The organism is Zongyangia hominis (assembly GCF_014385095.1).
Classification (GTDB): Bacteria; Bacillota; Clostridia; order Oscillospirales; family Ruminococcaceae; genus Zongyangia; species Zongyangia hominis.
Genome location: NZ_JACRTC010000001.1, coordinates 572,323 through 587,001, shown reverse-complemented (window position 1 = coordinate 587,001; position 14,679 = coordinate 572,323). Strand labels below are relative to the sequence as shown.

Genomic DNA, 14,679 nt, shown 5'->3' with positions numbered 1-14,679 from the left:
GGCGCAATGCCACAAAAATCATAAAACGAATGGTGATATGTTGGTGATATCGCTATTTTTCATCCGAGAATACAAGAATATCACCAAAGAATGAGCGATTTGTGATAAAATATGAGGGAACAAAGGGAAGGAGTGAGCGGTTTGAAATACGCTACCAGAGTCAATTCATTTTTGCGGGATAAAATTTCCGTGCTCGAGGCGGTAAAGAGGATCGCTTCGGTGGATGGGGTCGATTATGTGGATCTCAATTATCCTGAGCATTTTAAAGAATACACCCCCCAACAGGTCAAGGCGGAGATGGACAAACAGGGGCTCAAGCTCAACGCCATCAACATGCGCTTTCGCGACATTTATTTAAACGGCGAGTTCGGCAACGCGGACATCGAGATTTCCCGGAAGGCCGTGGCGCTGTGCAAGGAGGCCGCCAAGGTCTGCAAGGAGATGGACGGCGCACAGATCATCGTCTGGCTGGGCTTCGACGGCTTTGACTATTCCTTCCAGATGGATTATGTCAAAGCGTGGAACCAGGCCATTCAGTGTTTCAAAGAAATCTGCGACGACACCGATCTGCCCATCAGCATCGAATATAAGCCCTATGAAGAGCGGGTTCACGCCATGATCGACAGCTTCGGCACCACCATGGCCATGGTAAGCGCCGTGGATAAGAAAAACCTGGGCGTCACCCTGGACTTCTGTCATATGCTCATGAAGAGCGAAAATCCGGCCTTTGCCGCGGCCCTGCTCTTGGAGGACGACAAGCTCTTTAACGTCCACCTCAACGACGGGGAGGGGCGCACCGACGACGGCCTGATGGTGGGTTCGGTCAACCTCTGGAAGTCGCTGGAATTTATGTACTATCTGAAAAAATATGACTTTCAGGGCGCCATCTACTTCGACACCTTCCCCAAGCGGGAGAGCGCTGTGGAGGAATGCGCCGCCAATATCGCCATGTGCCGGAAGCTGGAAGAGCTGGTGGACAAAATTGGCGTGGAGGAAATGGGACGGGTTATCTCGCAAAACAGCGCGGTGGAAGTGCAAAAAATGTTCTTAAAACTGCTCTAATCCGCGGTCAGGAGGAATTACCATGGACGAAGCTTATATTGTTGTCATCGGCAGCATGAATTATGACGTGCTCTTTAAGCAGCAGCGCCTGCCCATGAAGGGGGAAACCTACACCGCCGACAGCGTGTCCTTCTGCGGAGGCGGCAAGGGGGCCAACCAGGCGGTGCAGTGCGCCAAGCTTGGGGTCAAGACCTACATGGTCGCAAAGACCGGCGAGGACTCCTTCGGTGAGTTTTTGCGTGGAGAACTTAACAAATTCGGGGTGGACACCACCTATGTGGCCAAAAGCGAGCGGAGCACGGGCTTTGCGTCGGTCAACGCCCTCACCGATGGTTCGGTGCACGCCACCATCACCGAGGGTGCCAATGGGGACTTTACCACTGCGGACATCGACGCGCTGGATGAGCTGATCAAAAAGAGCGCTGCCGTGGTGCTCCAACTGGAAATTCCGGTGCCGGTGGTGGAATATATCATTGAAAAAGCGGCGGGATATGGCGTGTATGTGCTTTTAAACGCGGCGCCCGCCAAGCCCATCCGGGAAGAAGTCCTCAAAAAGGTCAACTGCTTGGTGGTCAATGAGCCGGAATCCACCTTCTATGCCGGGGTGACCATTTCGGACAAAGCCTCGGCGGAGGCAAATTACCGGCAGCTGCTCAGTAAAGTGGGGGAGACTCTGGTCATCACCCTGGGCAAATACGGCAGCCTTCTCTGCGAGGCGGAGGGGACGACCTATTTCCCGGCGGACAATTCGGTCAAGGTCATTGAGACCACCGGGGCAGGGGACTCCTATATCGGCGCCTTTGCCGTGCAGAAGGTGCGGGGCAAGTCCAACAAGGAGGCTTGTACCTATGCAAGCCGTGTCTCCCAGGTGACGGTCACCAAGATTGGCGCGCAGCCCGCCATGCCTACACTGGCGGAGCTGGGTGAAGTGCAGTAAGACTTTTGATAGTAAGCGCGGCCCGCAGAGCGGGCTGCGCTTTTGTATTCGTCTATGCGCTTAAAAGTAGGGTGAAAAAACACCTGTAAGATCATAGAAATATACTGCATGTGGATTGTAGTGCGACACCCGATTTGGAAGATAACAGTAAGTGCCATTTTTGAAATATCTGTCGGAAAATGTGAAATAAGTGGGGAAATACTATAAAAATCAAAGGATACGTGATTGTTTAAGTGAAATAAATGTGGTAGAATGTTTGGCATAGGAAAAGAATGGGAAAGGCGGGGGAAAAGAAATTGAAAGGCGTTAATCATCAGAACATGAATGGAACCAATAAGTTCCTGCTGTTAAAAATGATTGCAACCCAGGGACCGATCTCCAGAATCAGCTTGAGTGAAAAGACAGGGCTGAGCAAGATGACGGTGACGGCGCTGGTCAATGAGTATATTGAGAAAGGCATCGTCTACGAGTGTGGGCTGTCGCAGAATCAGGGTTCCTCCGGACGTAGGCCCATTCTTTTGGATATTGTGGCGGATTCCCTGCTCACCTTAGGAATCAATATCGACCGGGACTATGTCCGAGCGGGTATCATCGACCTACGGGGCAATGTGGTGGTTTCCAACAGCTTTCCCATGGGCAAGATCTCCAACGCGGAAGACTTTATGAAGGCGGTTTATGTGCTGTGCGACTCCATCCTCAAAACCAGCGGGTCCCCCAAAGTTTGGGGCATCGGCGTGTCCAGCATCGGCCCGATCTCAGTGATGGACGGGGTCATTTATTCCCCGCCCGCCTTTTACGGCATTCATGACGTCCCCATTGTCGAGCGGCTCAAAGAGCGTTATGACCTTCCGGTCTACCTGGCGGAAGACACCAAGGTTTCGGCCTTGGCGGAGATGTACTTCGGAAATGCCCAAAACTACGATTATTTCTTCTTTGTCGATATCCAGCCCGGTGTTGGTGGCGGTATGATCATCGACCGGAAGCTGTACAGCGGCGCGGCGGGTATGGCGGGTTCCTTTGGCCACTCCATCGTCGAGCCCGATGGCATCCCTTGCGAGTGTGGGCAGCGTGGCTGCCTCGAGCGTTATTGCAGCACCCGTGCGGTGCTCCACTGGGCGAAAGACAACGGCGCGGACCCGTCCCTGACCTGGTTGAGCTTTTTAGATAAGGTGGAAAGCGGCGACGAAATTTGTGTACAAGCGGTCAAACGGATGTGCCACTATCTGGCCATTGGACTGACCAATATCATTGCTTTCTTTGACCCCCAGTGCATTTTCATCGGCGGCGACCTTTGGACCATCCAGGACATGGTGGTTAACGAAGTTCGTAAGGAAGTGATGGAGCACCTTTGGGCCAATGACGTGCGGCCTAAGATCGACATTCTCACCTCCCGTTTCCTCAATAACGCCGATTATATCGGTACGGCGGCGCTGGTGATGGAAAATAACCTGCGCGCCCAATAATACTTTCGATAAAAGATAAAAACAGCCGCTTGCAAACTGCAAGCGGCTGTTTTAGCGCGACGGGACCGGAGAAACGGATGGTGCGCATGTCCGCCTCTGGCAAGCTGCCAAAGGCGGACCGGAAAGCCGGCCGCATTTAGCGGCTTTTGGGTGCCGAAGTGCCATGAAAGCGAATGGCCCGCGTATCGTCCCCGGCAAATAAAAAAGAGCGTGCCTCTTGGCGCGCTCTTTTGCGATCATTATGCGTTTTCCAGGGCTTGGGCCACATCTTCGAGGATGTCGTCCACATTTTCGATGCCCACGGACAGGCGGATGAGCCCCGGCGTGATACCGGCTCCCACGAGCTGCTCATCGGTAAGCTGGCGGTGGGTGGAGCTGGCGGGATGGAGTACGCAGGTGCGCACATCCGCCACATGGACCACCAGGGTAGCCAGCTTCAGGCTGTCGATAAAGCGGATGGCCGCCTCCCGGCCGCCCTTCAGGGAGAAAGAAATGACGCCGCTGCACCCATGGGGCAGGTACTTTTGCGCGAGCTTTTGATAGCGGTCGCCATCCAGGGTGGGGTAATTGACGAACTCCATCTTGTCCGACTGGGCCAGAAAATGGGCCACTTTGTCGGCGTTCTGGCTGTGGCGCTCCATGCGCAGGTGAAGGGTTTCCAGACCCAAGTTGAGGAGGAACGCCGCGTTGGCGCTGGGATAGGCGCCCAGGTCCCGCATGAGCTGAACGCGGGCCTTGGTGATGTAGGCGAGATTGCCGAAATCCTTGGTGTAGGACACCCCGTGATAGGATTCATCCGGCTCCACTAAGGAGGGGAATTTGCCGTTTTCCCAGTTGAACTTTCCGCTATCCACAATGACGCCGCCCACTTGGATGGCATGGCCGTCCATATACTTGGTGGTGGAGTGGATAACGATGTCGGCGCCATACTCGAAGGGCCGGCAGAGGACCGGGGTGGCGAAGGTGTTGTCCACAATCAGCGGCACTTCATTTTTGTGGGCGATGTTTGCAAATTTTTCGATGTCCAGAACGGAGATGGCGGGATTGGCGATGGTCTCCCCGAAGACGGCCTTGGTGTTGGGCCGGAACGCCTTCTGGATTTCTTCCTCCGTGGCGTCGGCGTCCACAAAGGTGACGTCGATACCGAATTTCTTGAGGGTAACGGCGAAGAGGTTGACGGTGCCGCCGTAGATGGTGGAGGCGCTGACAAAATGGTCGCCGCATCCCATGATGTTGAGAAGGGAAATCAGGCTGGCCGCCTGCCCGGAAGTGGTGCACAGGGCGCCCACGCCCCCTTCCAGAGCGGCGATCTTCTGCTCCACCGCGTCCACGGTGGGGTTGGAGATGCGGGAATACATGTGGCCGGGCGCCGTCAAGTCAAAGAGCTTGCCCACATGTTCGGTGGAGTCGTAGTTATATGTCGTGCTCTGGTAAATGGGAAGGACATGGGTCTCCCCATTTTTTCCGCGGTAGCCCGCGTGGAGACACTGGGTTTCAATTTTCATATGTAATTCCTCTTTTGCAGATTATTTGGAGAAGAGCTCGTCTTCGTATTTGGACGGGTATTTGAGCCCCCACTCTTTGCGAAGGGCGTCCATGAGTTCCATGGTGCGAATGGTCTTGGCGTGGGTCATGATGGGGCTTTCGGTCAGGCCCTTCTGGATGCAGTCGACCACATGGCGGATTTCCGGCTCGTAGGCGTTCTTGTAGGTGTCCACCTCATATTTCTCCCCGGCACTTTTGCCCATGCGGACATAGACGTCGTCGCAGCGAGGGAAGTATTCCATCTCCACCATGCCCTTGGTGCCGTTGATGGAGAAGTGGCGGGTCATGTGGGAGCGGTAGGCCAGCTGCATGGTGACGGTTTCGCCCTTGTCGTACTCGAAGATGATGGAGCTCTGCTCGTCGATGCCTTCCTCGCTGACGGTGCCGATGGTGGCGATGCGGGAGGGCATTTTCTCGTCGAAGATCATCTGCGCGGCGTTGATGGTGTAGACGCCCAGGTCGAGCAAGGCGCCGCCCGCCAGGCTGGGACGGTTGTAGCGGTCGTTTGTTTTACCGGCGTCGGGGGACATGCGGCCAAAGATGATGTTGACCATACGGATGTCGCCGATCTGTCCGTCCTTGGCCTTGGCGATGGCCTGATTGATGGCGGGGTTAAACCGCAGCCAGAGCGCCTCCATGACAAAGAGCCCCTTTTCCTCCGCGATTTTGAATACCTCTTTGGCCTGTAAGGCGTTGACGGTGAAGGACTTCTCGCACAGGACGTTTTTATTGTGCTCTAAGCACAGCAGGACGTTTTCATAGTGCTGGGAATGGGGCGTCGCCACATGGATGATGTCGATTTCCGGGTCGCTCACCAGCTCTTCATAGCTGCCGTAGGCGTGGGGAATGTGGTGTTTGTCCGCGAAGGCCTGGGCTTTTTCCAGGGTGCGGGAGCCGACGGCCCAAACCTCGGCGCCTGGCACGGACTGAATGGTCTCGGTGATCTGACGGGCGATGTCGCCGGTGGCCATAATGCCGAATTTAACGGTTTTTGCTGCCATAAGTAGTCTCCATTCTCCGGCGGGAGAAATTGGGGAGAAGCCCTGTCCGGTCCGCCGGTTCCCTGACAGGAGCGAGAGTACAAAATCAATTCCTATTTTACTTCAGAACTTCTTCTCACACAAGGGGAGAAGCAAATTTTCTCCCAGTCTTGCCAAATGTCATTCCGAAAATAGCGCGGTGGAGAGATAGCGCTCCCCGGTGTCGGGGAAGATGGCGACAATGAGCTTGCCCTCATTTTCGGAGCGGGCGGCGAGTTTGGCCGCGGCAAAGCAGGCAGCGCCGGAGGAGATACCCACCAGGAGTCCCTCGGTTTTCCCCAGCTCCTTGGCGGCGGCGATGGCGTCCCCGTCGGTGACGGCGATGACTTCGTCCACCAAGGAGGCGTCGTAGTTATCGGGAATAAAATTGGCCCCGATGCCCTGGATTTTGTGGGGCCCCGTTTTTCCTTTGGTGATAAGCGGGGAGGAGGCGGGCTCCACCGCTACCAGTTGTATCTGAGGGTTCTGTTCCTTTAAATAGCGCCCGGTGCCGCACAACGTCCCGCCGGTGCCGATGCCCGCGACGAGGATATCCACCTGACCGGCGGTGTCCTCCCAGATTTCCGGACCGGTGGACGCCTCATGGGCGGCAGGGTTGGCGGGATTGGAAAACTGGGCCGGAATAAAGGCGCGGGGCAGGGAAGCGGCCAGGGCCTCGGCCCTGTCGATGGCCCCCTGCATGCCCTTTGCTCCCTCGGTCAGAACGATTTCAGCGCCGTAGGCTTTCAGCAGCTTCTGGCGCTCGACGCTCATGGTCTCGGGCATGGTCAGGATCATCCGGTAGCCCCGGGCCGCCGCCACGCTGGCAAGACCAATGCCGGTGTTGCCGCTGGTGGGCTCGATGATGACGGTGTCCGGTGTGAGAAGACCCCGCCGTTCCGCGTCGAGGATCATGGCGTAGCCCACCCGGTCCTTGACGCTGCCCGCGGGATTAAAATATTCCAGCTTCCCGGCAATTCGTGCGGAAAGCTGGTGCCGGGCCGCGTAGCCGTGCAGTTCCAAAAGCGGCGTGTGCCCGATGAGTTCATAGAGATGGTCGTATAGTTTTCCCATGTTGAAAGCCTCCCTTATCCTGTCTTTCTCTACCATAAGGCAACCCCCTTCTTCCTGTCAATATCGAAAGGAGGTCTTTTTGAAAGATTTTCCTCTCAAGGGATTGACAAGGGAAGCCGACAATGGTAGTCTAAAGTAAAGACGACATATGTAGACTGGAGGGAAGGCAAATGGACAAAATCAAAATTGGAGACGGTGAAATCCGCATCATGGAATACATCTGGGAAGAGCAGCCCGTCAAAGCGGGGGAGCTGGTGATCCGTGCCAAGGAGGACTACGGCTGGAGCAAGAACACCACCTATACCATGCTCAAGCGCTTGGCGGAAAAGGGAATGATTGACCGGAGCGACCCGGGCTTTGTCTGCCGGGCGCTGGTGACGAGAGAACAGGTACAACAGGAGGAGACCCGCTCCCTCATCGACAAGGTTTATAACGGGTCCCGGAAGCTGTTTTTAACCTCCTTTCTCTCGGAGGAAAAGCTGACAGAGGACGAAATCGAGGAAATTAAAAAACTCATTGACGCCCATCCGTAAGGGTAAGACGAGGAGGAGAAGATGGAACGGTTATTTTTTATGATTCTCAATATGAGCATTACCGCGTCGGTGGCCATTGTGCTGGTCATGCTCCTGCGGCTGCTCCTCAAAAAGAGAGCGCCCAAATGGCTGACCTTCGCTGTCTGGGGCATTGTGTTGGCGCGGCTTTTGCTGCCCTTTTCGGTGGCGTCGCCGGTGAGCATCTTTAACGTGATGCCCCAGACCCAGCGAACCGAGATCATCGCGCCCCAGGCGGGCGGCGTCTCCCGGATGGAGTTTATCTATCATCCCCAGGTTCCATCAGAGGGGGAAGGGAATCTTTCCGGCGCGCCGAGCGGCGGGCAAACAAACCAGACCCCGCCCGCAAAGACCCCCTCGGGCGATACTCCGGCCCCATCTGAGACGAGGAAGTTTTCCTGGTCCTTGGCGGCGGCCATCTTTTGGCTGAGCGGCGTCGGCCTGATGCTTTGCATGAGCCTTATATTCTTTGTCAGGATCAAGCTGCGTCTGCGCACCGCCGTCGCCCTGCGAAATCGGGCCATTGTGAAGGAATGCGTGCGTATCGTGGGCATACGGCGAAAGGTGCAGGTCTACCAGTCCAATCTCTTCACTACTCCGGTGGTCAGCGGAATTATTCGTCCCAAAATCATTCTGCCCGACTATCTCAACTTGGAAAATGAAGCGGTGCTGCGGTACATCCTCATCCATGAGTTAGTCCACATCCGGCGCCAGGACATGCTGACCAAGCTTTTGTCCCTGCTGGCCGCCACCATCCACTGGTTTAATCCCCTGGTCTGGGTGGCGTTTTTCCTCAGCGGCAAGGATATGGAGAGCGCCTGCGACGAAAGGGTACTGTCCTTCGCCCCCGAGGACATCCGCACCGACTATGCCCGCTCCCTCCTGGCCATGGCCATCCGCCAGCAGAACCTGCCGCTGGCGGCGGGGATGGTGGCCTTTGGGGAGAGCAATGTGCGCACCCGCATTCGGGATATTATGAAGTATCAAAAGAGAACGGCGGTGGCGGTCGCGCTGGCGGCGCTGATACTGGTAGCCAGCAGTTGTACCCTGCTCAGCAACGCCAAGCCCCAGGAGGCCCCCGTCAGTACGCCGCCCGCCGTGACGCCGGTGGAGAGCGGCTCCTCCCAGAGCACTTCCCAGCCGGAGGGGAATCAGCCGGAAGTCAAACAGGAGGACTATACGCCCTATCTCAAGGAATATGTGCTCTATCTCGACGCCGGCGGAAACATGGGGCTCTTTTCCTCCCCCGAGGAGATTAGCCCGGACTCCTATTTTGTCTATGCGGTGGGGCGGCTTTATAACTACTTCATCGATAAGAGAAACTTTGCCGAAATCTACGGCGAGGAATTTGCCCGCAAAGAGATCCCCGCTTCCTACCAGGATGAGCAGTATGGCTATATTTACCCTCAGGAGGAAATTGAAAAAGCGGTCATGGAACACTTCGACGTGTCGGTGGAGTATCTGCGCAGCGCGTCTTCCTATCTCCCGGAGCGCCAGGGCTACGCCTTTTTGGCGGGACCCGGCTTTGGGGAGCAGACGGAACCCATCGTCACCGGTGTGGAGAAGGACGGCAATCTGCTCCATATCACCTATCAGGTGATGACGGTGGCCGCCACCTATGAGGTGTACGACGAAAACGGCGTGCATGAAGAAGACGAACCCGCCCGCTACCTGGGGAGCAAGACCCTGACGGTCCAGCTTACAGACGGTGGCTTCCGCTATCTGTCCCTACAAACGTCCCCGCCGGATGTCAGCGCCATCAGCAGTCAGCTCCTGCAAAATTACGCGGCTCGGTATGAAGTGGCGGCGCATGGCGACGCGTTTTCCAGCGGTGAGTCAATCAACCTAAAAAGCGCCTACTTCTATGCTGTTGATAAGCTCCTGGCAAATGGGGCGGCCAAGGAGTATGCGGCGTATTCCGACGAGGTTTCCGCGGACGGATACCCCCTGTGGCTCAAATGCGACATCCCTGCCCAGCGGGTCTATGAGACGGCCTTTGAGGACTTTGGAGTGCCGGTGGAGGCGTGGGCAGAGGGAAACTTCGCGGCCAACTTCGTGTCTTATGACCCGCAGACGGATACGTTCGCTGTACTCGACAGCCAGCCGATGACCACCGACGACACCTTTGTGTTGGAGGATGCCAAGGACCTGGGAGAAGGCCGGATCGAGCTGATTGTCAGCCGCAAGCGTGGGGAGACCACCATCGACTCCCATATCTATACCTTTGAAGTGACCACAGAAGAGCCTGGGGAGGAGGATTCTTCGCCCTATGCAAAGGTCACCGCCAAGTTTATTTCCTGCGAGGACACCCGCGATATTTCGGATATGGCTGTGGTGCCGGAGGTGACGGGCATGCCGTATCAGCAGGCGATCAGCGTTCTCTACAACGCGGGCTTTCACTGTCAGCCGGTGCCGTTGGGGGAGAGCTGGCGTCTTCAGGGATATGTCGCCCGGATGGACCCACCGGCGGGCAGCGAGAAAAGCCGCCTGACCACCGTGGTCCAGCTTTACTGCGAACAGCGGGAGTCTTGATGAGACGAAAGCCGGCCGTCTGCTGTGAGGAAGACAAGAAAACTTGAGAAGGGGGCGTCCGGGACACCGGACGCCCCCTTTTTGTACCGTGAAAAGCGGGAAGCGCTTTATTTTTATTTGACATGGGCTCCGTTTATGGTACTATAAGGCTATCAACATCCGAAAGGGGTGGCGAGATGCGCGCGATTGCGACGCAAAACCTGACGAAAACGTATGGAAAACACCGGGGCATCTCCCAGGTGGACTTAGAGGTCCAGGAGGGGGAGCGCTACGGCTTTATCGGGCCCAACGGCGCGGGGAAATCCACCACCATCAAGCTGCTGCTGGGCTTTTTGTTTCCCACCGCTGGGACCGCCCGCATCTTTGGCAAGGACTGTGTCAAAAGCTCCGACACCATCAAGCGGGTGACCGCCTATGTACCCAGCGAGGTACGGTATTACCGGAACCTGACGGCCCGCCAGATTATGAAGACGGCTCTCAACTTTCACAAGATGCGTTGGGATTCCCTAGCCGACGAGCTCATCGACCAGTTTGCAATAGAAGCGGACAAAAAGATGGAGGAATTCTCCTTAGGCAACAAGAAGAAGGTGGCCATCGCCGCGGCGTTGGTGACCTGTCCGGGGCTCCTCATCCTCGATGAGCCGACAAGCGGTCTGGACCCGCTGATGCAAAAGACCCTCTTCGACGTGCTGCAAAAGCGCAACGAGACGGGGATGACCGTCTTCATGTCCAGCCACAACCTGGCGGAGGTGGAGCAGTTTTGCCAAAAGGCGGCCTTCATCAAGGAGGGTAAACTCATCGAGGTGGCAAAGCTCAGCCACCAGGAGCGGGAGGGAAAGATCTTTTCCGTGGCCTGTCCGGAGTTGACGAGGGAAGCGCTGGAAGGGTGCGGGGCGCAGATCATTTCCCAAGAGGAGAGCGCCTGGCGTTTTGTCTACCGCGGGGAAATGAGCGGCATCCTCGGCCTCCTTTCCCATTACAATATCCAGGACCTAACCGTTCGCAACATCGATTTGGAGGACAAATTCCTATCCTATTACGAAAGCGGGGAAGGAAAATGAACGTATTTAAGCTGGAATTTCGTAATGGGCGGAAAAGCATCCTCATTTGGACGCTGATCATGGCGGTGGTGGTGGCCGTCTTCATGTGCGTCTTTCCCAGCATGAGCGGGGAGGGGATGTCCCAGCTCATGGACGGGGCGCTCTCCGCCATGCCGCAGGAGATGCTGGAGGCGTTTAACCTGGCGGATATCCCCGACTTTTCCCAAATTGACCAATACTTTGCCTATGTCTTCCAGTATGTGCTGCTGGCAAGCGCCATCCTGGCCGCTGTGATGGGGGCGACCTCCCTAGTGCGGGAGGAGAGCGAGGGCACCATCGAATTTTTGTATGCCCAGCCGGTGACCAGGACGGCCATCGTCACCCAGAAGATGTTCTGTAATGTGCTGCTTTTTCTCCTCTATGCGGTGGTTGTGGCCCTCGCGTCGGTAGGCAGCATCTATCTGTTCCTTCCCGAGGGCGTCGATTTTATGGAAATGCTGCCCCGGGTCGGGGTCGTCTTCGCGGGGCTGCTGTTAACCTGCTTTACCTTTATGGCCTTCGGCTTCTTCGCCTCCTCTTTGCTGCGAAGCCACCGGACCGCCACGCCGCTGGCCCTGGCGGCGGTGTTTCTGACCTATTTTGCGGGCATCGCCTCCAAGCTGGTGGAGCGCCTTTCCTGGCTGTGGTACTGTTCCCCCGTCCATTACAGCACCCCTGCGACCCTCATCGCGGACGGCGCTATCGACATCCGAGCGGGGATCATCGCGGGATGCGCTATCTTCCTGTTTGTGTCCCTCAGCTACATTTGGTATCTCAATAAGGACTTTAAGGTATAAAATCAGGAGAAAGAAGGAGTTATTATGGAGGAAAGCAGGCTGCAAAAACAGCTGCGGTTTTTGGTGGAAGTGGACCAGATGAAGAACATCCTGCGCCGGACGCTGCTGGTGGACAAATCGAGGCGGGAGAACGACGCCGAGCACTCCTGGCACTTTGCGCTGATGGCGATGATTCTCTCCGAATACGCGGACCTCAGCCGGGTGGACCTCTCCCGGGTGCTGCGCATGGCGCTTGTCCACGACCTCATCGAGGTCTACGCGGGGGACACCTTCGCCTACGACAAAAAGGGCAACGAGGACAAAGAGGAAAGAGAGCGCAAAGCCGCCGATGAGCTCTTCGGCATCCTGCCGGAGGACCAGGGGAGAGAGCTGCGGACGCTGTGGGAGGAGTTTGACGCCATGGAGACCCCCGACGCCCAGTACGCCGCCTCCATCGACCGGCTTCAGCCTCTCATCAACAACTACATGACCCAGGGCCACACCTGGCACATCGGGGTGGTGACGAGCAAAGATGTCTACGCGCGGGCGGCCATCATCGAAAAGGCGGCGCCGGAGCTTTGGAAGGTCGTGGAGTTTATCATCGAAGATTCCATCCAAAAGGGTTGGCTCAAGCCCTAAATAAAAGCGATGAAAGCAGCCGATTTAAGCGGCTGCTTTTTTGCGTGGAGACGGCCGGGGAAAGACGGCGCAAAACTTTTTGCATCGGAAAAACAATCGTGCTATAATTAATAAAAAGTTCATTTTTGCCGCCCACCATGAAGGAATGAGCGGTGAGGGAAAGGATGGGCAGTATGAAGCTACTGGTATTGATTCTCAACAAGGTGGAAATGCTCGAACCGCTGCTGGCGCGCTTTACGGATTTACAGATTAACGGCGCGACCATTTTAAACAGCACCGGTATGGCCCGGGCGCTCTCCGACTATATGGATGATTCCTTCCTCGGCTCCCTGCGCGCGATTTTGGACCCGGATCGGGATGAGAACAAGACTATTCTGACGGTCCTCAAGGACGAACAGGTGGAGTCTGCCATCGGCGCCATTGAAGAGGTGGTGGGCGATCTGTCCGAGCCGGATACCGGTATCGTGTTCACCCTGCCGGTGGACTTTATCAAGGGCGTTCATCTCGATTAGAGAAAGTTGGATTTGGAGGAAGAGGGACAAAAAAATTTATGGAATTTGATGTGTTGTTTTATCTCGCGTGTATTTTGTTTAGCGGCCTGCTCTTTGGAAAGCTGGCCAAAAAGGTAAAGCTACCCAATGTCACCGGTTATTTGGTGGCGGGGCTGATCATCGGGCCGTCGGTGCTGGGTCTTATTCCCGGGGACACCGTCTCCCAGATGACGGTCCTCTCCGACATGGCGCTGGGCTTCATCGCCTTTTCCATCGGCAGTGAGTTTAAGCTCAGTTATTTTAAGCGGGTGGGATTTACCCCCATCGTCATCGCCATCATGGAAGCGCTGTGCGCGGTCCTCTTTGTCATTTTGGGGCTCTCCTTCACCGGACACGGCCTGCCGTTTTCCATTGTGCTGGGTGCCATTGCCGCGGCCACCGCGCCGGCGGCCACCATCATGGTCATCAAGCAGTACAAGGCCAAGGGCCCGTTGACCGAGACGCTGCTAAGTGTGGTGGCCTTGGACGACGCCGTGGCCCTCATCGCCTTCGGCTTTGCCGTGACCATCGCCAAATCCATGGAGTCGGCCCAGACCGGTTCGGTGCTCATGTCCATCCTCAACCCCTTCATCGAAATTTTGACCGCCGTTGTGGTGGGGGCGCTGCTGGGCGTGGTGTTCACCTTTGTCCTGCGCTTTTTTAAGAGCACCAATAACCGGCTCATTCTCTCCATCGCCTTTGTCTTTGCGGCCATCGCCGTATCCAAGCTGGTCAACGCCTCCTCTCTGATGATGTGCATGAGCATGGGCGCAATCCTCTGCAACACCTGCAAGATTTCCGACACCATCATGAAGGTGACCGACACGGTGACCCCGCCGCTTTTCATGGTTTTCTTTGTCCTGTCGGGGGCGGAGCTCAAGCTCTCCGTCATCCCCACCATCGGCATTGTGGGCATCATCTACGTCGTGTTGCGGGTCGGCGGCAAGATGTTCGGCGCGTGGGCGGGAGCGGCCATCATGAAAGCGCCCGACACCGTCCGCAAATACCTGGGCCCGACCCTCATTCCCCAGGCTGGTGTGGCCATCGGTCTATCCCTGGTAGCGGAATCGGTGGTACCCCAGTATGCCAGCGTCATCCGGGCGGTGGTGCTGTGCGCTACCCTCATCTATGAGATCATTGGTCCCATGATCACCAAGATCAGCCTCAAGAAAGCCGGGGAGATTAAGCCCGCCGCCTAATGGGAATTGCAGGAGAAAATCCTGGAAAAATTCTTTTGACATGGCTAAACTAAAATGGTATAGTAATAGTAACCTCATCAGTGGGAGACGATCCTGCTGTCAAGGTTTTCTTACAAAAGCCTTCTCATGTGCAAGGGCATTTTGCCCGCGATAAAGTTGGCGGTCATGCTCCTTTGATGCCGGATTGCCGGCAGCAGTGGGTCTATCCGCGCCTCATGACAGGTTTTTGTTGTGAGGCGCTTTTATTTTGAAACAAAAAGTCGGGGAGGATGC

General features: G+C 56.2%; 13 protein-coding genes. 10 read left to right on the top strand and 3 right to left on the bottom strand.

Features of this window, described 5'->3' with window-relative positions:
• Window positions 1–141 precede the first annotated feature (141 nt).
• From H8709_RS02575 to H8709_RS02565, 3 genes are all read left to right on the top strand, one after another.
• Entirely contained in the window at window positions 142–1,062 is a 921-nt protein-coding gene (locus H8709_RS02575) for a sugar phosphate isomerase/epimerase family protein (RefSeq protein ID WP_392391642.1), read from the top strand.
• 22 nt (window positions 1,063–1,084) lie between these two features.
• Window positions 1,085–1,999, top strand: a complete 915-nt coding sequence (locus H8709_RS02570) for a ribokinase (protein ID WP_262396802.1) — start codon at window positions 1,085–1,087, stop codon at window positions 1,997–1,999.
• Between the two features lie 320 nt (window positions 2,000–2,319).
• Window positions 2,320–3,462: an ROK family transcriptional regulator gene (locus H8709_RS02565; RefSeq protein WP_262396801.1), complete on the top strand. Its 1,143-nt coding sequence runs from the start codon at window positions 2,320–2,322 to the stop codon at window positions 3,460–3,462.
• A 239-nt stretch (window positions 3,463–3,701) separates the two neighbouring features.
• On the opposite strand, the gene H8709_RS02560 is transcribed toward H8709_RS02565, so the two are convergent.
• The 3 genes from H8709_RS02560 to cysK form a co-directional block, all read right to left on the bottom strand.
• Complete coding sequence (locus tag H8709_RS02560) at window positions 3,702–4,967, bottom strand: O-acetylhomoserine aminocarboxypropyltransferase/cysteine synthase family protein (RefSeq protein ID WP_262396800.1); 1,266 nt, start codon at window positions 4,965–4,967, stop codon at window positions 3,702–3,704.
• A gap of 21 nt (window positions 4,968–4,988) precedes the next feature.
• Complete coding sequence (locus tag H8709_RS02555) at window positions 4,989–6,008, bottom strand: Gfo/Idh/MocA family protein (protein ID WP_262396799.1); 1,020 nt, start codon at window positions 6,006–6,008, stop codon at window positions 4,989–4,991.
• 159 nt (window positions 6,009–6,167) lie between these two features.
• Window positions 6,168–7,100 (bottom strand): cysteine synthase A, encoded by a 933-nt coding sequence (gene cysK / locus H8709_RS02550; protein WP_262396798.1) that lies wholly within the window; start codon window positions 7,098–7,100, stop codon window positions 6,168–6,170.
• 170 nt (window positions 7,101–7,270) lie between these two features.
• Between cysK and H8709_RS02545 the strand changes: the two genes are divergently transcribed.
• From H8709_RS02545 to H8709_RS02515, 7 genes are all read left to right on the top strand, one after another.
• Window positions 7,271–7,633, top strand: a complete 363-nt coding sequence (locus H8709_RS02545; RefSeq protein WP_262396797.1) for a BlaI/MecI/CopY family transcriptional regulator — start codon at window positions 7,271–7,273, stop codon at window positions 7,631–7,633.
• A 21-nt stretch (window positions 7,634–7,654) separates the two neighbouring features.
• Window positions 7,655–10,183: a M56 family metallopeptidase gene (locus tag H8709_RS02540; protein WP_262396796.1), complete on the top strand. Its 2,529-nt coding sequence runs from the start codon at window positions 7,655–7,657 to the stop codon at window positions 10,181–10,183.
• A gap of 176 nt (window positions 10,184–10,359) precedes the next feature.
• The gene (locus H8709_RS02535) at window positions 10,360–11,244 is read left to right on the top strand and encodes an ABC transporter ATP-binding protein (RefSeq protein WP_262396795.1); all 885 of its coding nucleotides are present in this window, start codon (window positions 10,360–10,362) and stop codon (window positions 11,242–11,244) included.
• A complete protein-coding gene (locus tag H8709_RS02530) occupies window positions 11,241–12,059 on the top strand; it encodes an ABC transporter permease (RefSeq protein WP_262396794.1) in 819 nt (272 codons plus the stop codon). Before H8709_RS02535 ends, H8709_RS02530 begins: the two co-directional genes overlap by 4 nt.
• 24 nt (window positions 12,060–12,083) lie before the next feature.
• Window positions 12,084–12,677 carry an HD domain-containing protein gene (locus H8709_RS02525; RefSeq protein ID WP_262396793.1) on the top strand — a complete coding sequence of 198 codons (594 nt, stop codon included), beginning with the start codon at window positions 12,084–12,086 and terminating at the stop codon, window positions 12,675–12,677.
• Window positions 12,678–12,850: 173 nt separating this feature from the next.
• Window positions 12,851–13,189, top strand: a complete 339-nt coding sequence (locus tag H8709_RS02520) for a hypothetical protein (protein ID WP_262396792.1) — start codon at window positions 12,851–12,853, stop codon at window positions 13,187–13,189.
• A gap of 38 nt (window positions 13,190–13,227) precedes the next feature.
• A complete protein-coding gene (locus tag H8709_RS02515; protein ID WP_262396791.1) occupies window positions 13,228–14,406 on the top strand; it encodes a cation:proton antiporter in 1,179 nt (392 codons plus the stop codon).
• Window positions 14,407–14,679 lie beyond the last annotated feature (273 nt).